Raw genomic sequence first — 20,029 nt, 5'->3', positions numbered from 1 at the left:
ACCAATGAACAAGCCCGTCACCTCCGCGCGCGTCCCCGGCCGCGGCCGCATCTTCAATTCGATCACCGAGACGATTGGAGACACGCCGCTGGTGCGGCTGGATAAATTCGCCAAGGAAAAGGGCATCGTCGCCAACGTGCTCGCCAAGCTCGAATTCTTCAACCCGATCGCCTCGGTCAAGGACCGCATCGGCGTTTCGATGATCGAGGCGCTGGAGGAGGCCGGCAAGATCGCGCCCGGCAAGACCACGCTGATCGAGCCGACCTCCGGCAACACCGGCATCGCGCTGGCCTTCGCCGCCGCCGCCAAGGGCTACAAGCTGATCCTGACCATGCCGGAGACCATGTCGGTCGAGCGGCGCAAGATGCTGGCGTTGCTCGGCGCCGAGCTGGTGCTGACCGAAGGGCCGAAAGGCATGAAGGGCGCCATCGCCAAGGCTGATGAGCTCGCCGCGACGCTGCCCAACGCCATCATCCCGCAGCAGTTCGAGAACCCGGCCAATCCGGAAATCCACCGCCGCACCACGGCCGAGGAGATCTGGAACGACACCAGTGGCGAGGTCGATATCTTCGTTGCCGGCATCGGCACCGGCGGCACCATCACCGGCGTCGGCCAGGTGCTGAAGAAGCGCAAGCCCTCGGTGCATGTCGTGGCGGTCGAGCCGGAAGCCTCGCCGGTCCTCTCCGGCGGCCAGCCCGGTCCGCACAAGATCCAGGGCATCGGCGCCGGCTTCGCGCCAAAGATTCTCGACACCTCGATCTATGACGAGATCGTCAGGGTCTCGAACGAGGATTCGGTCGCCAATGCGCGCCTCGTCGCCCGCCTCGAAGGCGTGCCGGTCGGCATCTCGTCGGGCGCAGCGCTGCAGGCGGCCATCGTCGTCGGCTCGCGGCCGGAGAACAAGGGCAAGAACCTCGTCGTCGTCATCCCGTCCTTCGCCGAGCGCTATCTCTCGACGATCCTGTTCGACGGGCTGGGGGCGTAGGTCAGCGATTTCGAACGGATCCGTAGCGATCCTTCGCGCCCCCCTCTGCCCTGCCGGGCATCTCCCCCACAAGGGGGGAGATTGGCCGTTTCGGCGCCTCGCTCATTCTTGCAAAGGTTAGAGGTTGGCGAAAGCCAGCGTGAAAGCTGATCTCCCCCCAAGTGGGGGAGATGTCCGGCAGGACAGAGGGGGCGCTGTCCCGCCAACGCAGAAGTTTTCCGCCTGGAATCCGTCGACGGAACGACCTCGCCTCAATTCCGGACCAGCTTCCCCCGCTCCGTCTGCAGGAAATGGCGCAATGCCGGATCGCGCTCGAGGCCGATCGCCCGGTCATAGGCCTCGGCGGCATCGGCGGTCCTGCCGAGCCTGGCCGACAGCTCGGCCCGCGCCGCCCAATAAGGCTGGTACTCGGCAAGCCGCTTGTCGGCGCCGATCGCGTCGAGCGCGGCAAGGCCCTCGGCCGCCCCCTCGGTTTCGGCGATCGCCACGGCGCGGTTGATCGCCACCACCGGCGAGACGGCAATCGCCATCAGCGCGTCGTAAAGCTGGCGGATCGCGGCCCAGTCGGTGCCGCCGCCGCGCCGTCGCGCCGTATGCGCCGATTGCACCGCGGCCTCCAATTGGTAGCGGCCGATGATTCTCCCGGCCGCGGCGCGCCTCAGCAGCGCTTCCGCCTCGTCGATCAGCGTGTCGTCCCAGAGCGCGGTGTCCTGCTCGGCCAGCGGCACGAAGTCGCCCTCGGGGCCGCGCCGGGCCGCGCGCCGCGCTTCGGCGAAAAGCATCAGCGCCAGAAGTCCGAGCGTCTCCGGTTCGTCCGGGATCAGCGACGCGACCAGCCGGCCGAGCCAGATGCCTTCGCTGGCGAGGTTGCGCCGGCGCGTCTCGGTGCCGGCCGGGTCCGACCAGCCTTCGGCAAAAGTGGCGTAGATCGCTTCCAGCACCGCGTCGAGCCGCTCGCCAAGCTCGGCCTGTTCCGGCACGCGAAAGGGAATGCCGGCCTCGCGGATGCGGTTCTTGGCGCGCACCAGGCGCTGGCCCATCGTCGCCGGCGAGACGAGGAAAGCCGAGGCGATGGTCGCCGCGTCGAAGCCCAGCACGGTCTGCAGGATCAGCGGCGCGCGCACGCTCGATTCGATCGCCGGATGCGCGCAGGCAAACATCAGCCTGAGCCGTTCGTCGGGCAAATCCTCATTCGTCATGCGCGCCTCCGCCTCCTCGGCTATCAGCCGCAGGTGATCGCGGGCCGCCTCGCCGGTCAGCCGCCGCCGCACGGCGTCGACGTCGCGCCGGCGCGCCACCGCAAGCAGCCAGGCTTCCGGTTTTTCGGGCACGCCGCTCTTCGGCCAGCGCTCCAGCGCGGCGGCGAACGCATCGGCCAGCGCGTCCTCGGCGCCGGCGACGTCGCGCATGCGGGCCGCGAGATAGGCGACCAGCTTGCCGTAGCTCTGCCGGGCGGCCGCCTCGGCCGCCGCCCGCGCCAACTCCGAGCGACCGTCCATATTCCTAGGACAGGTAGTCGGTCATTTCCCAGATCGGCCGCACCTCGACCGTGCCGGTGCTGGCTGCCGGACAGCGCGCGCCCCATTCCATGGCCGTGTCGATGTCGGTCGCCTCGATCATGTAGAAACCGGCAAGCTGCTCCTTGGTATCGGCATAGGGGCCGTCGAGCACGTTGGTCTTGCCATTGGCCAGCCGGATCGATGTGGCCGCCTGGGTCGGGCGCAGCCTTTCGCCGGCAAGGTACGCGCCGGATTTCTTCAAGGCGTCCGTATAGGCGCCGTAGGCCGCGAGGGTCTGCTCGGTCTTGTCGCGCGGCGCATTCGCCATTGCGGCTTCGTCGTTGTAGATCAACAGCATGTATCGCATGGGTCTCTCCTGTTTCTCGAAGGCCGCGTCGTCGCGGGCCGAGCTAAAGTCGTGCGGCCGCGGCCGATTTCGACAGGCGCCTTGAAAATCTTTCATCCCCGAACCAATCGAGCGCAAGCCGGCGCTTTTCGCCATACTCAACCGTTCGTCTAGACCATGATACCGAAAAGTGGATTCCGGTTTTTGGAAAAGATCATGGTCAAACAGAAAGGTCTGCAATTGCGGGTTGGCATTTGGCGCCTCCTGTCTAAACTCACCAGCTCGCGCCGGGGAGGCGGCGCGGCGCGACCGTTTCAGGAGGAGGAAACCATATGCTCTATTTCAGGACGAAATTTGTTGCCGCCGGCGCCTTGGCGCTGTCGCTCGGCCTCGGCGCCGTGTCGGCCGGAGCGCAGGAATTCATCAACGTGCTGACCGGCGGCACGTCGGGCGTCTATTATCCGCTCGGCGTCGCGCTGTCCGAGATTTACGGCAAGGGCATTGAAGGCGCCCGCACCCAAGTGCAGGCGACCAAGGCCTCGGTCGAGAACCTCAACCTTTTGCAGCAGGGCAAGGGCGAGATCGCCTTTGCGCTCGGCGATTCCGTCAAGCTCGCCGCCGAAGGCAACACCGAGGCCGGCTTCCCCGGCAAGCTCGACAAATTGCGCGGCATTGCCGCCATCTATCCCAACTACATCCAGATCGTCGCCAGCAAGGAGTCCGGCATCAAGACACTCGCCGACCTCAAGGGCAAGAGCCTGTCGGTCGGCGCGCCGGCTTCGGGCACCGAGCTCAACGCCCGCGCCATCTTCGCCGCCGCCGGGTTGAAATATGAGGATCTCGGACGGGTCGAATACCTGCCATTCGCCGAATCGGTCGAGCTGATCAAGAACCGGCAGCTCGACGCCACGCTGCAATCGGCGGGCCTCGGCGTCGCCTCGATCCGCGACCTCGCCACCTCGGTGCCGATCAACGTCGTCGCCGTGCCGGCCGAGGACGTCGCCAAGATCGGATCGCCCTATCTGTCGGTGGTCATTCCCAAGGGAACCTATGAGGGCCAGACGGAGGATGTCGCGACCGCCGCGGTCGGCAATTTCCTCGTCACCCGCGCCGACGTTTCCGACGAGACCGCCTATCAGATGACCAAGCTGATGTTCGAGCATCTCGACCAGCTCGCCGCCGCCCACGCCGCCGCCAAGGCGATCGATCCGGCCAAGGCGCTGGACGGCATGCCGGTGCCGCTGCATCCCGGCGCGGAGAAATATTACAAGGAAAAAGGGCTCGTTAAGTAACCCTCCCCCTTGAGGGGAGGGTGGCCCGCAGGGCCGGGAGGGGTCCTCGGCGAGCGCTCCAACTTCTTAGGTGAAAGGTCGGGGCGGTTGAGGCGACCCCTCCCGCCTCGCTTCGCTCGGCACCCTCCCCTCAAGGGGGAGGGTTACCGCCCGCCAGGAACCGCCAATGACCGAAACCCCGACCGTTATTTCACCAACCGCCGAAGAGCCTCTCGAAGGACTGCCGCCTGGCTTCGGCGAAGGTATCGCCGGCAAGGCGGCCTTCCTGATTGCCGTCGCCTTTTCCGTCTTCCAGATCTACATCGCCGCCTATGGCAGCCTGCCGAGCCAGGTGGTGCGCGCCATGCATGTCGGCTTCCTGCTGCTGCTCGGCTTCGGCCTGATCGCCAATCTGCGCGCCACTGGCATGGCGGCGAAGGCAGCTTTCTGGACGCTTGGCGTGCTGGGCTTCGCCACCGGCCTCTACAACTGGGTCTTCTACGCCGACCTCATCCGCCGCTCCGGCTTCCTCACCACGCCGGACCTGATCGTCGGCGCGCTGCTGGTGATGCTCGTCTTCGAAGCCGCCAGGCGGCTGATGGGGCTGCCGCTCGCCGTCATCGCCTTCCTCTTCCTCGCCTATTGCTTCGTCGGCAACCACCTGCCGCCGCCCTTCATCCATCGCGGCTATGATTTCGCGCAGCTCGTCGACACCTTCGCCTTTGGCACCGAAGGCATCTACGGCACGCCGGTCTATGTTTCGGCGGCTTACATCTTCATCTTCGTCGTTTTCGCCGCTTTCCTCGAACGCGCCGGCATGATCGCGCTGTTCAACGATTTCGCGCTTGGCCTGGTCGGTTCCTGGCGCGGCGGCCCGGCCCAGGTCTGCGTGCTCTCCTCGGCGCTGATGGGCACCATTTCCGGTTCCGGCGTCGCCAATGTGGTGGCGAGCGGCCAGTTCACCATCCCGCTGATGAAGCGCTTCGGCTTCCGCTCGGCCTTCGCCGGCGCCGTCGAGGCGACCTCCTCGATGGGCGGCCAGATCATGCCGCCGGTGATGGGCGCGGTCGCCTTCATCATGGCCGAGACGCTGAACATTGCCTATGCCGAGGTGGTGAAGGCGGCGATCATTCCGGCGCTGCTCTATTTCGGCGCCTGTTTCTGGCAGGTGCATCTGGAGGCCGGCAAGGCCGGCCTGCACGGCATGGCCAAGGCGGAGCTTCCCAATCCCTGGGAGGCGGTGCGGCAACACTGGCCGCTGGTGCTGCCGCTCGCCGTGCTCGTCTATCTCCTGTTCGCCGGCTACACGCCGATCTTCGCCGGCACCATGGGCCTGGCGCTGACCATCGTGCTGATCCTCGGCACGCCGCTGGCGGCATCGATCGGGCCATTTGCGTTCCGCGTCGTGTTCTGGCTGGCGCTCGGGCTTGCCGCCGCTTCCTTCATGCGTTTCGGCGTCAACGTCTTGAGCCTCGTCATCGCGGCGCTCATCGTCGCCTGCTTCACCTTCAAGGGCGGGCGCGAGACGCTGCGCATCTGTGTCGACTCTGCTGCCGAGGGCGCCAAGAACGCGCTGCCGGTCGGCATCGCCTGCGCCATCGTCGGCATCGTCATTGGCACGCTGACGCTGACCGGCATCGCCTCGACCTTCATCGGCTGGATCATCTCCATCGGCGAGAACAATCTGTTCCTGTCGCTGGTGCTCACCATGCTAACCTGCCTGGTGCTCGGCATGGGCATCCCGACCATCCCGAACTACATCATCACCTCCTCGCTCGCCGGCCCGGCGCTTCTGTCGCTCGGCGTGCCGCTGATCGTCAGCCACATGTTCGTCTTCTATTTCGGCATCATGGCCGACCTCACGCCGCCGGTGGCGCTTGCCGCCTTCGCCGCGGCGCCGATGGCGAAGGAAAGCGGCCTCAAGATCGGCATTCAGGCAACCAAGCTCGCCATCGCCGGCTTCGTCGTGCCGTTCATGGCCGTCTATACGCCGGCGCTGATGCTACAGGACGCCGGCCCGATCGCCGCCTCGTTCGGCTACCCGGTCGAGGTCGCCTACATCGTCGTCAAGGCCTGCATGGGCATCGTGCTCTGGGGCGCCGCCGCCGTCGGGTTCCTCGCCCGCCGCATGGCCTGGTGGGAACGCATCGTCGCCTTCGTTGCCGGCGTGCTCCTCGTCGCAGCTTTGCCGCTGACCGACGAGACAGGCTGGGTGCTGGCGTTGGTCTGGATCGGCTGGCACTGCTGGCGCGCACGGCGGGCATCCACGGCCGGCCCTGTATGAGCCTGTGCGTCCTCGCCGCCGGCAAGACGGTGACGCTCGTCGTCGCCGCCTTCACGCTGTCCTGGACGCACTCGGTGGAACGGACGCGATGGCAGGAAGACTGGAAAGTCACGCCTGCCGGGCTGCAGGTCATCGCGGCGCGGGTCAAGGGCTCCGGCGCTGGCATGGAACCGCCCGAGGGCTCGGTGCTGCGCAACGGCTGGTGGGTCTATTCGCCCCGGATCGGACCCCAGCCGCGCCTGGTGCTCGCGGCGTCCGGCGCAACCGGGGAAGGCTGGACGCTCTGCACGGCCAAAGGCTGCCGCGTGCTGGGCAAGGCAGCGGGAGAGACGACGGTGCTCAAACCTTGTGAACCATGACTGGCCGCGATAGCTGACGACAACCTAGCCGATCAGCCGTTGCCGCAGTTCGGCGGACGGGATTTCGCAGCTGTCCTTCCTGCCGAACAGCGCGTAGCGGTTCCTGGCGACGCGGTCGTAGAGCCAGTCGCGCAGCGGCCGCGGCAGGACGAGCAGCAGCCTTGCGGTGCGCCACGGCCAGCCGAGCGCGGCCATGACGGCGATGAAACTGTCGAGCTTCGTGAAGGTCGCGCCGTCGATGATGGCGAGATTGGTCTCGTAATTGTCGGTTGCCAGGCCGTGTTTGCGGAACAACGCCTCGCCGAACGGCGATTGCGCCGTGGCGAAGCGGAAGCGATTGCCGCGGTCGAGCTTGATGATCAACTGGATAAAGCCCGAGCAGAACACACAGACACCGTCGAAGACGATCAGGGGATCGGTATCGAGAGCTTGGCCTGGGAGTAGCGGACGGTTCTGTTCGGGCAGGTCGGTCATGTCGGCCCCGGCTGCTTGTGCCTCAAGACACTAAGCCAGCCGGCGGCGGCGTCAAAGTCGCGGCGTTGTCGCACGCCTGCCGTCGGCGACGGCGGGGCGCTCGTCACGATAGGTCGTGGCGCGGTTGTCGGCGGCCGGCTTGCAGATCCGGCTGTTGTGGCGGCTGTCGGGCATGGTGGTCAGTGCGTGCCGATGCCGAGCGAGGTGCCGCGGCGTGCGCAGGCCGGACCCGGGCCGCGCATATAGTAGCGCTCGGGCCGATAGGTCGGCGCGACGAATTCGCGAATGGCGGCGGCATAGCCGGCGATGTGATTCCAGAAGTTCATTTTACCTGTCCCTGTCCCGCTTTCGGATGTCCCTTCCGAATTGTCCGAGAGCATAGCGTCGAGGCGTGAATAGTCGGTGAACGCGATGTTAATTTCTGGTCCGAAACCCGTTGCTTCGTGGCCGGAATGCGGCTGATTCGCGGTCTTTCGACGCCTTTTGTCGTGATTTCGGGCCGTGTGACTTTTGCATCACATATGTTTCGTCTCGATGTCGCTTGGGCGCGCTTCTGTTTCACGTTCGAGGAGCATCGGGAAATTTCCTTGCTCGCGGGAGAGAAGCCCAGGAACCTGCCCCGCCCTCGGCCCGTTCCGGTTGGACGTCGTGTTCGAGGATGGAGTTCGCCATGGCACCGCGCCCCGCCTGGAAGGGCTACCTCAAACTGTCGCTGGTCACCTGCGCCATCGAACTGACCAACGTCGTCACCCATGCCGAGAAGGTTTCGTTCCGCATCCTCAACCGCAAGACCGGCAACACCGTCAAACGCATCTATGTCGACGCCGAGACCGGCAAACCGTTGGAGGAGGGCGACGAGATCAAGGGCTACGAGGTGAGCGACGGCGACTTCGTCCATATCGAGGAAGACGAGATCGAGGCGGCTGAGATCGAGTCTTCGCACACGCTGGGCCTCGACGGCTTCGTCGAGAAATCCTCGATCGAGCAGATCTGCCTCGACACGCCTTATTATGTCTCGCCGGCGGACGAGGTGTCGCAAGAGGCTTTCGCCGTCATCCGCGACGCGATGGCGGCGAAGAAGATGGCCGGCCTCGCGCGCATCGTGCTCTACAACCGAGAGCGCCCCGTGGTGATCGAGCCGCTCGGCAAGGGCATGGTGCTGACGACGCTGCGCTACGACGACACCGTGCGCCAGCCAGGCACGGTCTTCGACGAGATCAAGGCCACCAGGACCGATGACGAGATGATCGATCTGGCGGAGCACATCATCGACAGCAAGAAGACGAAGTTCGACGCCTCGAAATTCGACGACCGCTATGAGGACGCGCTGCTCGAGCTGATCCGCGCCAAGAAGGCCGGCAAGAAGGCGCCCAAGGCCAAGGCGCCGCCTAAGCCGTCCAACGTCGTCAACCTCTTCGACGCGCTGAAGAAGAGCCTGAACGCGGAAGGCGGCGGCAAAGCCGGCAAATCGTCATCGAAAGCGCCGGCGCGGACGAAGGCCAAGGCCGCCGCGCCCGGTCACCGTCGACACAGAAGCCGCAAATCCGCATAGGAGCAGGATGCCATGGCCGGCCTCGAGCAATATCATGCCAAGCGCGATTTCCGGAAAACCGCCGAGCCCGCCGGCAAGGTGCCTCGGCGCAAGAAGAGCGAGGCGGGCGGCATCTACGTCATCCAGAAGCACGCCGCCACTCGGCTCCACTACGATTTTCGGCTCGAACACGAAGGTGTGCTGTGGAGCTGGGCGGTGACGCGCGGCCCGAGCCTCGATCCGCATGAAAAGCGTTTGGCCGTGCATGTCGAGGACCACCCGATCGACTACGCGTCCTTCGAGGGAACCATCCCGAAGGGCGAGTATGGCGGCGGCTCGGTCGTCGTCTGGGACGACGGCAGATGGATTCCGGACGGTGATCCGGCCGAAGGCATGAAGAAAGGCCATATCAACTTCGAGCTCGAGGGCTACAAGCTGCATGGCCGCTGGCACCTGGTCAGGCTGAAACCCCGTCCCGGCGAAAAGCGCGACAACTGGCTGCTGATCAAGTCCGACGATGCCGCCGCCCGTCCCGGCGAGGACATCCTCAAGGACCAGCCGCAATCGGTGAAGTCCGGCCTCACCGTCGAGGAGGTTGGCGAAGGCAAGGCGGCCAGGGGCGCGAAGCCGAAGGTCTGGCACTCCAACAAACCGGCCGCCCGCAAGGCAAAGGCCGGGCACGCCAGGCGCCTGGAGGTCATCGAGCCGCAGTTGGCGACACTGGAAAAGAATGCGCCCTCCGGCGACGATTGGCTGCACGAGGTGAAGTTCGACGGCTACCGCATGCAGGCTCAGATCGCCGGCAGCGAGGTCAGGCTGCTGACGCGCGCCGGCCTCGACTGGACGGAGAAATTCGAAGGCCCGGTCACCGCGGCGCTTGCCGGCTTGAAATGCCGCGACGCCGTCATCGACGGCGAGGTCGTCGTGCTGGCCGACAGCGGCGTGTCGTCCTTTCCCATGCTGCAGGCGGATCTTTCCGCCCGCCGCACCGGCCGCTTCATCTACTACGTCTTCGATCTGATGCGGCTCGACGGTAAGGACCTGCGCCGCGAGCCGCTGGTCGAGCGCAAGCAGGCGCTGGCAGAACTGCTCGGCGAGCAGCCGGAGAATTCGGCGCTGCGCTTCAGCGACCATTTCTCCGAGCCCGGCAAGGTCATACTGCAGCATGTCTGCCGCATGGGCCTCGAAGGCGTGGTCTCGAAACGCGCCGACGCCCCCTACCGCAGCGGCCGCGGCCTCACCTGGATCAAGTCGAAATGCACGCTGCGCCAGGAGTTCGTCATCGGCGGCTACCTGCCCTCGGACAAGACAGGGCGCGGCCTGCGCTCGCTCTTGGTCGGTTATTTCGAGGGCGGCAAGCTCAACTATGCCGGCCGCGTCGGCACCGGCTTTTCCGGCAAGGTGCTGACGGATCTGAAGAAGAAGCTCGACGGCCTGAAGGCGAAGGACTCGCCCTTCTCGGCGACCGTGCCGAAGGGCAAGGGCCTCACCTGGGTCAAGCCCGAGCTCGTCGGCGAAGTGGAGTTCCGCAGCTGGACATCCGATCGTATAGTTCGCCACGCCTCGTTCCAGGGGTTGCGCGAGGACAAGCCGGCGGAGGAAGTCGTGCAGGAGAAGCCGAAACACGCCGACGGCAAGGCCGGAAGCGAAGCAAAGTCGAGCAGCGGCAAGGTAGCAACCAAGGCGTCGGCCGGAACCGCGATGACCTCGATAAAGCTCTCGCATCCCGACAAGCTGCTGTGGCCCGACGAAAAGGTCTCCAAGCAGGACCTGCTCGACCACTACGCCCTGGTCTGGCCGCGCATGGAGCAATTCGTCGTCAACCGGCCGCTGAGCCTGGTGCGGGCGCCCGACGGCATCCACGGCCAGCGCTTCTTCCAGAAACATGCCTCGCCCGGCATGAGCGACAAGATCGCCAGGATGAAGGATCCGACGGACGGCGAGGAGATCCTGTTCATCAAGGATTTCGACGGGCTTGCGGCGCTCGTCCAGTACGGCGTGGTCGAGGTCCATATCTGGGGCTCCACCATCGACCAACTGGAAAAGCCCGACCAGATCATCTTCGACCTCGACCCTGACGAAGGCGTCGACGTGAAGCGAGTGCGCCAGGCGGCGCTCGACATCCATAAGCAGCTCGACGAGCTGTCGCTGCCGAACCTGGTCAAGACCTCAGGCGGCAAGGGCTATCACGTGCTGGTGCCGCTGAAACCCTCGGCGCATTGGGACGAGGTCAAGGATTTCGCCCATGACTTCGCCCTTGCGCTCGAGCAGGCCGCGCCCGATCGCTACACGGCGACGCTGTCGAAGAAGGCGCGGACAGGAAAAATCTTCGTCGACTATCTGCGCAACGGCCGCGGTTCGACCACGGTGGCGCCCTACTCGTCGCGCGCCAAGAAGGGCGCGACGGTATCGATGCCGGTGACATGGGCGGAGCTCGAAAACGGTCTTGCCCCCAACGCCTTCCCGCTCGGCGACGCCACGACGCTGAAGCAGCTGAAGACGGCGGACCCATGGGGCGATTTCTTCAAGCTGGGGAAGGTGCTGAAGCGGGGGTGATCCTGCGCGCAGAAGGTAAATCGGCTACGCCGCGTTCCTTCGCGCCCCCTCTGTCCTGCCGGACATCTCCCCCACAAGGGGGGAGATTGGCGGTTTTGGCGCCCCGCCCATCTTGCAACGTTGGAGATTGGCGAAAGCCGGCGTGACATCGATCTCCCCCCAAGTGGGGGAGATGGCCGGCAGGCCAGAGGGGGGCGCTGTCCCGCCGACATTGCGAACCTATCGCAGGCGAAAAGTCACGCCAGAAACACCCTCTCAAACGCTTGCCTCCCCTTCGGCGAAAACACCACGGCGCGGCTGTCCTTCTCGCGCCGCGCCCATTTCTCGGCGATGACCTTGTCGAGGATGGCGGCGCCCAGCGCACCGGCGAGGTGCGAGCGCCGCACGCTCCAATCGAGGCAGGCGCGGCATACGGGTCGTCTGGCCTTGCCGTCGATCTCGATGCCGAGCGCGGAAAAATGCGAGGCGCCGGAAGGTGCGAGCCTGATCTCGTTGTCCTCGCGCAGCAGCAGCTTCCTGTCGACGAAGTGGTCAAGCATGGCCACCGCTTGCTCGCCGGCGAGATGATCGTAGCAAACGCGGGCCACGCGCATGGCCGCATCGCGCGGTCCGGGCCGCACGCGCTTGGGGCCGACCGCCTCGGCGACGCCGGTGATCGCCTCGATCATGCCCGCCACCTGCGGGCTGGCGAGGCCGTAATAGCGGTGCCGGCCCTGGCTCGCGAGCGTCAGCAGCCCGCCGTCCATCAGCTTCGACAGATGCGAGGATGCGGTGGGCAGCGACACGCCGGCTTCCAGCGCCAATTCCGAAGCGGTCAGCGCCGTTCCGCCCATCAGCGCGTTCAGCATGTTGGCGCGGGCCGGGTCGCCGACCAGGCTGGCGATGCGGGCGATATCAGGTCCTTCACGCATAGTTCGATCCTCATCGAAGCATTCTTGTGATGGGAGCACTATTCTCGGGCGAGCTCAAGGAGCGCGGCGAACGCTCCTGACAGGAAGATGCCTAGCACAGTGACCGAAGCGATGTTTCGATCGCGGTCGAACCATCATCGCCGCAAAGCCAACCGACGAGGAGACCGAAATGACCATCACCTGTTTCATCCGCTACCAGATCGACCCGTTCGGGAAGCCGCCCTTCGAGCAATATGCGCGCGCCTGGGGCCAGGCCATTCCGCGTTGCGGCGCTGACCTGATCGGCTATTTCGCGCCGCATGAGGGTTCGGCGACCACGGCTTACGCTGCCTACAACATCGAAAGCCTCGCGGCCTACGAAGCTTACCGCGCGCGGCTTGCCGCCGACCCGGCCGGCAAGGCAAACTACGAATTCGCGCGGCGCGAAAAATTCATCCTCAAGGAGGATCGCGTCTTCCTGAAACTGGTCTCTGGCCCGCACGGCCCAAGACAGCTTTTTCAAACCGACGTAACGATTAGGGAAGGGATAGAAGCATGATCGCTGTCATCTTCGAGGTCGAGCCGGCGGAGGGAAAGCGCGATGCCTATCTCGGCATCGCTGCGGAGCTTAAGCCCCTGCTCGAGAGCATCGACGGCTTCATCTCGGTCGAGCGCTTCCAGAGCCTTGCCGATCCGAAACGCGTGCTCTCGCTGTCCTTCTGGCGCGACGAGGAGGCGGTGAAAGCCTGGCGCAACACCGAGGAGCACCGCCAGGCACAGCGGGCCGGCCGCGGCGGCATCTTTGCCGGCTATCGTCTGCGCATCGCCCATGTCGTGCGCGACTATGGGCTGACCGAACGGGCCGAGGCGCCGGAAGATAGCCGCGCGGTGAACGGGTGAAGCTCCCCCTTCTCCCCTTGTGGGAGAAGGTGGATCGGCGCGATAGCGCCGAGACGGATGAGGGGTGCTCCAGCGGAGTGAGACGTCGGGGTTCCCTGGAACACCCCTCATCCGTCGCCTTCGGCGACACCTTCTCCCACAAGGGGAGAAGGGGAAGATGGCACTACGCATTCCCGATCAGCACGCCCGCCCCGAACACCAGCGCGCCGCCCAGCACCACCTGGAAGGCGGCGCGCCAGAACGGCGTCTGCATGTAGCGGTTCTGGATGAAGGCGATCGCCCACAGCTCGAAGAACACCACGATCGCGGCGACGATCGTGGCCGTCCAGAAATAGGGGATGAGGTAGGGCAGCGCGTGGCCGAGCCCGCCCAGCGTCGTCATGACGCCGACCGTCAAGCCGCGTTTCACCGGCGAGCCGCGTCCCGAAAGCTTGCCGTCGTCGGAGGCCACCTCGGTGAAACCCATCGAGATGCCGGCGCCGATCGAGGCGGCGAGGCCGACGAGGAAGGTCTGGAACGTCTGGTGCGTGGCGAAGGCAGCGGCGAAGATCGGCGCCAGCGTCGACACCGAGCCGTCCATCAGGCCGGCCAGACCCGGCTGCACATAGGTGAGGATGAACTGGCGCTGCTCGGCGCTCGCTTCCTCCTCCTTCACCGCGCCCGGCACATGCTCCTGCTCCAGCTCGTGCGCTGAGCTCTCATGGCCTTGTTCGGCCAAGGCGAGATCGTCGAGCAGTTTCCGTGTCGAGGCGTCGGTGGTGCGCTTGGCCGCCTCGACATAGAAGCGGTAGGCCTGCCGCTCCATATCCTCGGCCTGCCGGCGCACATGCTCGATGCCGAGCGGCCGCACCAGCCAGTCCGGCTTGCGCTCGTAATAACCCCTCACATGCTCGCGCCGGATCAGGGGAATGCGCTCGCCGAAGCGCTTGCGGTGGAGCTCGATGAGGGAATCGCGATGGCCGTCCTCTTCCTCGGCCATCGCCTCGAACACTTTGGCCGATTGCGGAAAATCTTCCGCCAGCCCGTCGGCATAGGCGCGGTAGATGCGACCGTCGTCCTCTTCGGAAGAGATCGCCAGCGCCAGGATCTCCTGCTCCGACAGCGAATCGAAGGAGCGGCGGCCAAAGCCGAAAACACGGGAAAGCATGAGGAAATCACCCTAGTTTAGAATGGTTCTAAACTAGGAGCTTGGACAACGGGGGTCAATCGCGAACGCCTCGGGGCGGGCGGAATTCGTTGATCCGCGTCGCACCCTTCATTATTGCCGAATGTTCACCTATATGAGCGCATCAGCCAAAATCGAAGGAAGCAAGGGATGACGGAAAAGAAGCCTCTGCACGCATTCGACGTGAAACCCGTTCTCGATCTCATCGCCGGCATCGAGGCCGACCTGCAGCGTCTCAAGGGCCTGGTCGAGCAGCAGGCCGAGAAATTCGATCCGGCCAATCCGCACAACAAGACGCCGGACGGCAAGCTGACCGATGAGGGCGTCGAGTGCTGCTACCGCATGTTCGACGAGGGCAAGTCGCGCTATACGGTGGCCCAGCAGATGAAGATCTCGTTTGCCGCCGCCACGCACCGCTTCAACAGCTGGCGCAAGCTCGGCGGCAAGAAGAGGACGCGGGCGCTGCTGGGGTGAGGCGGTTGGCTGCAACTTGCGCAATGCCGGCGGGACAGCGCCCCCCTCTGGCCTGCCGGCCATCTCCCCCACAAGGGGGGAGATTGGCAGCGTCGCCGTCCCGCTTCAATTTCCGGCTTCGAGATTGGCGAAAGCCGAGGTGACGGCTGATCTCCCCCCTTGTGGGGGAGATGTCCGGTAGGACAGAGGGGGGCGCGAAGGAACGCCAACTCGCCAAGACTGCCGAGCAACCTTGTAACCATCACATTTTTTCGTTGGCGCGCCGGCATGATTTCCGTGCAGCATGGCTCGATCGATCTTTCACGAGGCCCACGCCCATGACCACCCCACCCGGCATTTCCGACATCCGCGCTGCCGCCGCGCGGCTTTCCGGTCTCATCGTCGAAACGCCGCTCGTCGAATCGCCGGAGCTCAACAAGCGCTATGGAGGCCGCATCCTGTTCAAGCCGGAGACGCTGCAGCGCACCGGCTCCTTCAAGATCCGCGGCGCCTACAACAAATTGTCGTCGCTCACCGATGAAGAACGTCGCCGCGGCGTCGTCGCTTTTTCCTCGGGCAATCACGCGCAGGGCGTCGCCGCTTCGGCGGCAATGTTCGGCGTCAGGGCGGTTATCGCCATGCCGGTCGACGCGCCGGCGCTTAAAGTGGGCAATGTCCGCAAGATGGGCGCCGAGGTGGTGCCGTTCGACCGCTATAAGGACGACCGCATGACGGTCGTTCGTCCCTATATCGAGAAGGGCATGGTGCTGGTGCCGCCTTTCGACGATCCGGCCATCATTGCCGGCCAGGGCACGATCGGGCTGGAGCTGACGAGGCAGGCGAAGGCCCTGGGCGTCAGCCTCGACGCCGTCGTCGTGCCTTGCGGCGGCGGCGGTCTGTCGAGCGGCATTTCCGTCGCCGTCAAGGACGCCTCGCCGGGCACTGCCGTCTGGGCGGTCGAGCCGGAGCATTTCGACGACACGCGCCGCTCGCTCGCCAAGGGCGAAAGGGTCTCGAACGAGCCCGGCCACACCTCGATCTGCGATGCGCTGCTGACCGCCGAACCCGGCGCCATCACCTTCGAGATCAACCGCAAAAATCTCGCCGGCGCCATCGCCGTCTCCGACAGGGCCGCCGCGCAAGCGATGCGCGACGCCATGGCCCATCTGAAGCTGGTGGTCGAGCCCGGCGGCTGTGTCGCGCTCGCGGCGCTTGCCTCCGGCGAGATCGACCTTGCCGGCAAATGCGTGGCGGTGGTGCTCTCCGGCGGCAATGTCGATTTCGGTACTTACGCGGAGATTATGGCGGCGGCTTAGGGGGTTGCCTGACGCGTCGCCGCGCAGAATCAAACTGGTTCCGCCGCGATCCTTCACGCCCCCCTCTGCCCTGCCGGGCATCTCCCCCACAAGGGGGGAGATTGGCAGCTCCGTCGCCGGCGCATCTCCTCCAACATTGGCGATTGGCGAAAGCCGGCGTGAAGTCCGATCTCCCCCCAAGTGGGGGAGATGGCCGGCAGGCCAGAGGGGGGCGCTGTCCCGCCAGCATTGAAGGTTCCCCACCCCGAACGCTCAGTCCAGCGTCCGCCTGAACCGCACCAGCGCCACGCCGGCAAACAACGCCACGAAGACGACAAGCCAGCCGATCTCGGTCGCCACCGCCGGCAGCTCGGCGCCCTTCAGCATGACGGCGCGGGTGATGCGCAGGAAATGCGTCAGCGGAAAGATCTCGCCGAAGATCTGCGCCCAGCCCGGCATGCCGCGATAGGGGAACATGAAGCCCGACAGCATGATCGAGGGCAGGAAGAAGAAGAAGGTGAGCTGCAGCGCCTGCATTTGCGTGCGCGCGATCGTCGAGATCGTGTAGCCGAGCAGCACCAGCGCCAGCACGAACACCAGCACGGTCGAAAGCAGCAGCGACAGCGACCCCATGAAGGGTATCGAAAACAAAAGCTTCGCCGCCGCCAGCACCACCACCACCTGCACCGCGCCGACGACCAGGTAGGGCAGCACCTTGCCCAGCATGATCTCGAGCGGACTGGAGGGCATGGCCAGAAGGTTTTCCATCGTGCCGCGCTCGGTCTCGCGCGTCAGCGCGATCGAGGTCATCATCACCATCGTCATCTGCAGGATGACGCCGAGCAGGCCGGGAACGATGTTGTATTGCGAGATGCCTTCCGGGTTGTAGCGCCGGTGCACGACGACATCGAGCTGGCCGCGCGCCGCCTCCTTGGCCGCTTCCTGCATGCCTTGCGCCCTCAGCAGCGCCTGGCCGGCGACGGTGCTCAGCGTCGAGATGGCGCCGCTGGCAACCGCCGGGTCGGTGGCATCGGCCTCGATCAGGATCTGCGGGTTGTCGCCGCGCTCCACCCGCCGCCCGAAATCGGCGGGAATGGTGACGACGAAGGCGACGTCGCCGCGCGCCATCAGGAACTCGGCTTCTTCAGCGCTTTGCGCCACATGATCGAAACGGTAGTAGCCGGTCGTCTGCAGCGCCGAGACCATCGCCCGCGTATAAGGGTCGCTGCTGGTCGCGACGAGTGCTGCCGGCAGGCTCTTCGGGTCGTTGTTGATGGCGTAGCCGAACAGCACCAGCTGTATCAGCGGCACGCCCAGCATCATGGCGAAGGTGATGCGGTCGCGCCGCATCTGGATGAATTCCTTGATCAGCAGCGCACCGAGCCTGGCGAAGGAAAGGACGCTGTTTATCCCATTTTTCATCCCATATTGTCCTTCGAGCCGGACATGAACTGGATGAACACGTCTTCAAGGCTGGTCTCGCCCGGCGTCACCGTCACGCCCTTATGCTTCTTCTCGACATCGGCAAGCGCCTTTTCGAGCGCCGCCTTGTCGGAGCCGACGACATGCAGCGTCGCGCCGAACGGCGCCACCTGATCGACGCCGGGGCGGCCCTGCAGCGCCTCGGCCACCTGGTCGAGCTTCGGCCCCTGCAGCACGAAGGTGGTCAGCCCGGCATTCTTCACCACCTCGTCCACCGTGCCGGTGGCGAGCATCTTGCCGTAGGAGATGTAGCTGATGCGGTGGCAGCGCTCGGCCTCGTCCATGTAATGGGTGGAGACCAGCACCGTCAGCCCGCCGCTCGCCAGCCTGTGGATCTCGTCCCAGAACTCGCGCCGCGCCTTGGGATCGACGCCGGCCGTCGGCTCGTCGAGCAGAAGCAGCTTCGGCTCGTGCATGATGCAAGCGGCTAAAGCCAGCCGCTGCTTCCAGCCGCCGGAAAGCGTGCCGGCCAGCTGGTTGCGGCGTGTCGCCAGGCCGAGATCCTGCAGCGTGCGGGCCACATAGTCCTCGACCGGCTTCAGCCGGTAGAGCCGGGCCACGAATTCGAGATTTTCGCCGATCGTCAGATCCTCGTAGAACGAGAATTTCTGCGTCATGTAGCCGACTTCGCGCTTGATCTTGAGCGCATCGGTAAGGATGTCGAACCCCAGCACCGTGCCCTCGCCTTCGTCCGGCGTCAAAAGCCCGCACATGATGCGGATGGTCGTCGTCTTGCCCGAGCCGTTCGGCCCGAGGAAGCCGACGATCTCGCCCTCGGCGACCGTCATCGTCACATGGTCGACGACGGTCTTGTCGCCGAAGCGCTTGACCAGCCCGCGGACGTCGATGACGCTCATTTTCGGAGATCCGCGAGGTCGACATCGACGATCTGGCCGGGCTGCAGCGGCCCGGCATCGCCCTCCGGCCGCGCCTCGACAAGAAAGACCAGCTTCTGCCGGTTCTCCAGCGAGTAGATCACCGGCGGGGTGAATTCCGGATCGGGCGACACATAGCTGACGCGCGCCTTCAGATCCGGCCCGCAGCCGTCGCAATGGACGCTGAGCAACGTGCCGACCTTGACCGAGGAGAAGGCGGCCTCCGGCACATAGACGCTGAGCTTCACCGCGCCGTCGGGCAGCATCGAGAGCACCGGCGCGGTCGGCCCGGCGGTGTCGCCCGGATTGCGGATGACGTCGTTGACGCGGCCTGGCGAAGGCGCCGTCAGCACGCGCTTCGACAGGCGCCACTCGGCCTGCCCCAGTTCCGATTGCGCCTGCTTGACCTGGTTTTCGGCCGCCTTGATCGTCTCGGCCCGCGCCGGCAGGCCGCCGACGGCGAGATTGGCCTCCGCCTGGCCGACCTGCGCGTTGGCCGTCTCCAGCGTAGCCGAAGCGGTGTCGTAGTCGGCCTGCGTGCCGGTGCCGCGCTTGTAGAGGTCGCTGGCGCGGTCATATTTGCGCTTGGCATCGGCGGCCTGCGCCTTTGCCATGTCGACCTCGGCCTTCAGCACCGCGATCTCTTCCGGCCGCTTGCCCACCTGCAGGTCGGCAAGCTGGGCCTCAGCCTGTGCGAGCGCGGCTTCAGCCTGCGCCACGGCGATCTTGGCGTCGGCGCTCTCCAGCGTCACCACCGGGGCACCGGGCTCGACGCGGTCGCCTCGCTTGACGGCGACCGTCTCGACTTGCGCCACCTCGATCGGCGCGAGCAGCACATATTCGCCTTCGACATAGCCAACGGCAAGCGGCGCCGCCGGCGCGCAGGCGCCGAACAATTGCGCGGCGAGCGGCAGGGAGCAGAGAAAACTCATGATTTGCCCTTCCTGCCGGCGGCCGGCACACGCGCCGCCAGCATTGCCCTGAGGTTGTCGGTCGCGACCGCCACCACCTTGGCGGCCTCTTTGTCGCCGATCTCGCTCCAGCCCATCCTGCGCATCACCGCCTCGCGGCCGATGCGGAAATAGATGACCTGTCCGATAACGGTGAAGACGGTAAGTTTGGTTGCCTCGCTCTCTGCCGGCTCGCCCGTCGCCTGCTCCCAGATCTGGCAAAGCCGGCGATGCGTCGGCTCGAAAACGCCGGCATAGATGCGGTCGAGCGCCGCCGTCGGGTGCGACAGCTCGCGGAGTACGAATTGTACGATCTCGCCGGCCTGGGGACTTGCCACGACAAAACCGACCATCCGCTCCAGCGCGGCAAAGAGCTGCGCCCGCGCGGCTTCCGGGTTTGAGGGGGCGGCCGCCTGGGGCGCGCCGAGCGCTTGGCCGGCGATCCCCTGGATGGTCTCGACGATGAAGTCGGCGGCGGCGGCGCGCAGACCTTCCTTGCCGCCGAAATGATAGGCGATGGAGCCGATATTGGCCTTGGCCTCGGCCGCGATCTCGCGCGTCGAGGTGCCGTCGAAACCTTGCCGCCCGAACAGCTTGAGCGCCGCATGGACAAGCGCCATGCGCGTTTGATCGGCGGGAGAGGCTTCGCGTTGCGGCCTTTTCACATTCGTTTGCTTGCCCATGGCATTCATTTAATCAATCGATTGATTAAAG

General features: G+C 65.6%; 20 protein-coding genes. 10 read left to right on the top strand and 10 right to left on the bottom strand.

All coding sequences use genetic code 11. The annotated features are described in order from the left end of the window. Positions 1 to 4: 4 nt before the first annotated feature. Entirely contained in the window at positions 5 to 985 is a 981-nt protein-coding gene (cysK, locus tag AC4FWB_RS24550) for a cysteine synthase A (protein ID WP_491028818.1), read from the top strand. 251 nt (positions 986 to 1,236) lie between these two features. On the opposite strand, the gene AC4FWB_RS24545 is transcribed toward cysK, so the two are convergent. Together AC4FWB_RS24545 and AC4FWB_RS24540 are read right to left on the bottom strand one after the other, a co-directional pair. Then, the gene (locus AC4FWB_RS24545; protein ID WP_491028817.1) at positions 1,237 to 2,484 is read right to left on the bottom strand and encodes an RNA polymerase sigma factor; all 1,248 of its coding nucleotides are present in this window, start codon (positions 2,482 to 2,484) and stop codon (positions 1,237 to 1,239) included. A 4-nt stretch (positions 2,485 to 2,488) separates the two neighbouring features. After that, complete coding sequence (locus AC4FWB_RS24540; protein ID WP_491028816.1) at positions 2,489 to 2,851, bottom strand: YciI family protein; 363 nt, start codon at positions 2,849 to 2,851, stop codon at positions 2,489 to 2,491. A 311-nt stretch (positions 2,852 to 3,162) separates the two neighbouring features. Here AC4FWB_RS24540 and AC4FWB_RS24535 point away from each other — a divergent pair, with 311 nt between their 5' ends. The 3 genes from AC4FWB_RS24535 to AC4FWB_RS24525 all read left to right on the top strand — a co-directional run bounded on the left by AC4FWB_RS24535 (position 3,163) and on the right by AC4FWB_RS24525 (position 6,744). Then, entirely contained in the window at positions 3,163 to 4,122 is a 960-nt protein-coding gene (locus AC4FWB_RS24535; protein ID WP_491028815.1) for a TAXI family TRAP transporter solute-binding subunit, read from the top strand. Between the two features lie 166 nt (positions 4,123 to 4,288). Beyond that, a complete protein-coding gene (locus tag AC4FWB_RS24530; protein ID WP_491028814.1) occupies positions 4,289 to 6,385 on the top strand; it encodes a TRAP transporter permease in 2,097 nt (698 codons plus the stop codon). Continuing rightward, positions 6,382 to 6,744, top strand: a complete 363-nt coding sequence (locus AC4FWB_RS24525) for a DUF1850 domain-containing protein (protein WP_491028813.1) — start codon at positions 6,382 to 6,384, stop codon at positions 6,742 to 6,744. Before AC4FWB_RS24530 ends, AC4FWB_RS24525 begins: the two co-directional genes overlap by 4 nt. Before the next feature lie 24 nt (positions 6,745 to 6,768). Here AC4FWB_RS24525 and AC4FWB_RS24520 read toward each other — a convergent pair whose 3' ends face one another. Beyond that, the gene (locus tag AC4FWB_RS24520; protein ID WP_491028812.1) at positions 6,769 to 7,218 is read right to left on the bottom strand and encodes a thiol-disulfide oxidoreductase DCC family protein; all 450 of its coding nucleotides are present in this window, start codon (positions 7,216 to 7,218) and stop codon (positions 6,769 to 6,771) included. A 179-nt stretch (positions 7,219 to 7,397) separates the two neighbouring features. Next, the gene (locus AC4FWB_RS24515; protein WP_292303380.1) at positions 7,398 to 7,544 is read right to left on the bottom strand and encodes a hypothetical protein; all 147 of its coding nucleotides are present in this window, start codon (positions 7,542 to 7,544) and stop codon (positions 7,398 to 7,400) included. A gap of 344 nt (positions 7,545 to 7,888) precedes the next feature. Between AC4FWB_RS24515 and ku the strand changes: the two genes are divergently transcribed. After that, a complete protein-coding gene (gene ku / locus AC4FWB_RS24510; protein ID WP_491028811.1) occupies positions 7,889 to 8,770 on the top strand; it encodes a non-homologous end joining protein Ku in 882 nt (293 codons plus the stop codon). A 12-nt stretch (positions 8,771 to 8,782) separates the two neighbouring features. Beyond that, entirely contained in the window at positions 8,783 to 11,305 is a 2,523-nt protein-coding gene (ligD, locus tag AC4FWB_RS24505; RefSeq protein WP_491028810.1) for a DNA ligase D, read from the top strand. 236 nt (positions 11,306 to 11,541) lie between these two features. Here ligD and AC4FWB_RS24500 read toward each other — a convergent pair whose 3' ends face one another. Further along, positions 11,542 to 12,216: an ArsR/SmtB family transcription factor gene (locus AC4FWB_RS24500; RefSeq protein WP_491028809.1), complete on the bottom strand. Its 675-nt coding sequence runs from the start codon at positions 12,214 to 12,216 to the stop codon at positions 11,542 to 11,544. A 169-nt stretch (positions 12,217 to 12,385) separates the two neighbouring features. Here AC4FWB_RS24500 and AC4FWB_RS24495 point away from each other — a divergent pair, with 169 nt between their 5' ends. Together AC4FWB_RS24495 and AC4FWB_RS24490 are read left to right on the top strand one after the other, a co-directional pair. After that, positions 12,386 to 12,754: an NIPSNAP family protein gene (locus AC4FWB_RS24495; RefSeq protein ID WP_491028808.1), complete on the top strand. Its 369-nt coding sequence runs from the start codon at positions 12,386 to 12,388 to the stop codon at positions 12,752 to 12,754. After that, entirely contained in the window at positions 12,751 to 13,095 is a 345-nt protein-coding gene (locus AC4FWB_RS24490; RefSeq protein WP_491028807.1) for an antibiotic biosynthesis monooxygenase family protein, read from the top strand. Before AC4FWB_RS24495 ends, AC4FWB_RS24490 begins: the two co-directional genes overlap by 4 nt. Positions 13,096 to 13,258: 163 nt before the next feature. On the opposite strand, the gene mbfA is transcribed toward AC4FWB_RS24490, so the two are convergent. Beyond that, positions 13,259 to 14,242 carry an iron exporter MbfA gene (gene mbfA, locus AC4FWB_RS24485; RefSeq protein WP_491028806.1) on the bottom strand — a complete coding sequence of 328 codons (984 nt, stop codon included), beginning with the start codon at positions 14,240 to 14,242 and terminating at the stop codon, positions 13,259 to 13,261. Between the two features lie 168 nt (positions 14,243 to 14,410). On the opposite strand from mbfA, the gene AC4FWB_RS24480 reads away from it, so the two are divergent. Next, a complete protein-coding gene (locus AC4FWB_RS24480) occupies positions 14,411 to 14,734 on the top strand; it encodes a hypothetical protein (protein WP_491028805.1) in 324 nt (107 codons plus the stop codon). Between the two features lie 317 nt (positions 14,735 to 15,051). Continuing rightward, positions 15,052 to 16,029, top strand: a complete 978-nt coding sequence (locus AC4FWB_RS24475) for a threonine/serine dehydratase family protein (RefSeq protein ID WP_491028804.1) — start codon at positions 15,052 to 15,054, stop codon at positions 16,027 to 16,029. A 252-nt stretch (positions 16,030 to 16,281) separates the two neighbouring features. Here AC4FWB_RS24475 and AC4FWB_RS24470 read toward each other — a convergent pair whose 3' ends face one another. The 4 genes from AC4FWB_RS24470 to AC4FWB_RS24455 are packed head-to-tail and all read right to left on the bottom strand — an operon-like array spanning position 16,282 to position 19,998. After that, complete coding sequence (locus AC4FWB_RS24470; protein ID WP_491028872.1) at positions 16,282 to 17,418, bottom strand: ABC transporter permease; 1,137 nt, start codon at positions 17,416 to 17,418, stop codon at positions 16,282 to 16,284. 8 nt (positions 17,419 to 17,426) lie between these two features. Then, the gene (locus tag AC4FWB_RS24465) at positions 17,427 to 18,347 is read right to left on the bottom strand and encodes an ABC transporter ATP-binding protein (RefSeq protein WP_491028803.1); all 921 of its coding nucleotides are present in this window, start codon (positions 18,345 to 18,347) and stop codon (positions 17,427 to 17,429) included. After that, complete coding sequence (locus AC4FWB_RS24460) at positions 18,344 to 19,297, bottom strand: HlyD family secretion protein (RefSeq protein WP_491028802.1); 954 nt, start codon at positions 19,295 to 19,297, stop codon at positions 18,344 to 18,346. The genes AC4FWB_RS24465 and AC4FWB_RS24460 overlap by 4 nt, the downstream gene beginning before the upstream one ends. Next, positions 19,294 to 19,998: a CerR family C-terminal domain-containing protein gene (locus tag AC4FWB_RS24455; protein WP_491028801.1), complete on the bottom strand. Its 705-nt coding sequence runs from the start codon at positions 19,996 to 19,998 to the stop codon at positions 19,294 to 19,296. The genes AC4FWB_RS24460 and AC4FWB_RS24455 overlap by 4 nt, the downstream gene beginning before the upstream one ends. Positions 19,999 to 20,029: the final 31 nt, after the last annotated feature.

The sequence above is a fragment of the Mesorhizobium sp. LEGMi-168a genome, from assembly GCF_058312955.1.
The sequence above is the reverse complement of the archived record's forward strand: the minus strand, read 5'-3'. Positions and strand labels throughout refer to the sequence as shown.

What these genes read in the sequence shown, in the direction of transcription:
- AC4FWB_RS24480 (WP_491028805.1), top strand. Translation starts at nt 14,411, where the DNA reads ATGACGGAAAAGAAGCCTCTGCACGCATTCGACGTGAAACCCGTTCTC.
- AC4FWB_RS24530 (WP_491028814.1), top strand. Translation starts at nt 4,289, where the DNA reads ATGACCGAAACCCCGACCGTTATTTCACCAACCGCCGAAGAGCCTCTC.
- AC4FWB_RS24515 (WP_292303380.1), bottom strand. Translation starts at nt 7,544, where the DNA reads ATGAACTTCTGGAATCACATCGCCGGCTATGCCGCCGCCATTCGCGAA.
- AC4FWB_RS24490 (WP_491028807.1), top strand. Translation starts at nt 12,751, where the DNA reads ATGATCGCTGTCATCTTCGAGGTCGAGCCGGCGGAGGGAAAGCGCGAT.
- AC4FWB_RS24545 (WP_491028817.1), bottom strand. Translation starts at nt 2,484, where the DNA reads ATGGACGGTCGCTCGGAGTTGGCGCGGGCGGCGGCCGAGGCGGCCGCC.
- AC4FWB_RS24500 (WP_491028809.1), bottom strand. Translation starts at nt 12,216, where the DNA reads ATGCGTGAAGGACCTGATATCGCCCGCATCGCCAGCCTGGTCGGCGAC.
- AC4FWB_RS24535 (WP_491028815.1), top strand. Translation starts at nt 3,163, where the DNA reads ATGCTCTATTTCAGGACGAAATTTGTTGCCGCCGGCGCCTTGGCGCTG.
- ligD (WP_491028810.1), top strand. Translation starts at nt 8,783, where the DNA reads ATGGCCGGCCTCGAGCAATATCATGCCAAGCGCGATTTCCGGAAAACC.
- mbfA (WP_491028806.1), bottom strand. Translation starts at nt 14,242, where the DNA reads ATGCTTTCCCGTGTTTTCGGCTTTGGCCGCCGCTCCTTCGATTCGCTG.
- cysK (WP_491028818.1), top strand. Translation starts at nt 5, where the DNA reads ATGAACAAGCCCGTCACCTCCGCGCGCGTCCCCGGCCGCGGCCGCATC.
- AC4FWB_RS24520 (WP_491028812.1), bottom strand. Translation starts at nt 7,218, where the DNA reads ATGACCGACCTGCCCGAACAGAACCGTCCGCTACTCCCAGGCCAAGCT.
- AC4FWB_RS24460 (WP_491028802.1), bottom strand. Translation starts at nt 19,297, where the DNA reads ATGAGTTTTCTCTGCTCCCTGCCGCTCGCCGCGCAATTGTTCGGCGCC.
- AC4FWB_RS24465 (WP_491028803.1), bottom strand. Translation starts at nt 18,347, where the DNA reads ATGAGCGTCATCGACGTCCGCGGGCTGGTCAAGCGCTTCGGCGACAAG.
- AC4FWB_RS24455 (WP_491028801.1), bottom strand. Translation starts at nt 19,998, where the DNA reads ATGGGCAAGCAAACGAATGTGAAAAGGCCGCAACGCGAAGCCTCTCCC.
- ku (WP_491028811.1), top strand. Translation starts at nt 7,889, where the DNA reads ATGGCACCGCGCCCCGCCTGGAAGGGCTACCTCAAACTGTCGCTGGTC.
- AC4FWB_RS24540 (WP_491028816.1), bottom strand. Translation starts at nt 2,851, where the DNA reads ATGCGATACATGCTGTTGATCTACAACGACGAAGCCGCAATGGCGAAT.
- AC4FWB_RS24475 (WP_491028804.1), top strand. Translation starts at nt 15,052, where the DNA reads ATGACCACCCCACCCGGCATTTCCGACATCCGCGCTGCCGCCGCGCGG.
- AC4FWB_RS24495 (WP_491028808.1), top strand. Translation starts at nt 12,386, where the DNA reads ATGACCATCACCTGTTTCATCCGCTACCAGATCGACCCGTTCGGGAAG.
- AC4FWB_RS24525 (WP_491028813.1), top strand. Translation starts at nt 6,382, where the DNA reads ATGAGCCTGTGCGTCCTCGCCGCCGGCAAGACGGTGACGCTCGTCGTC.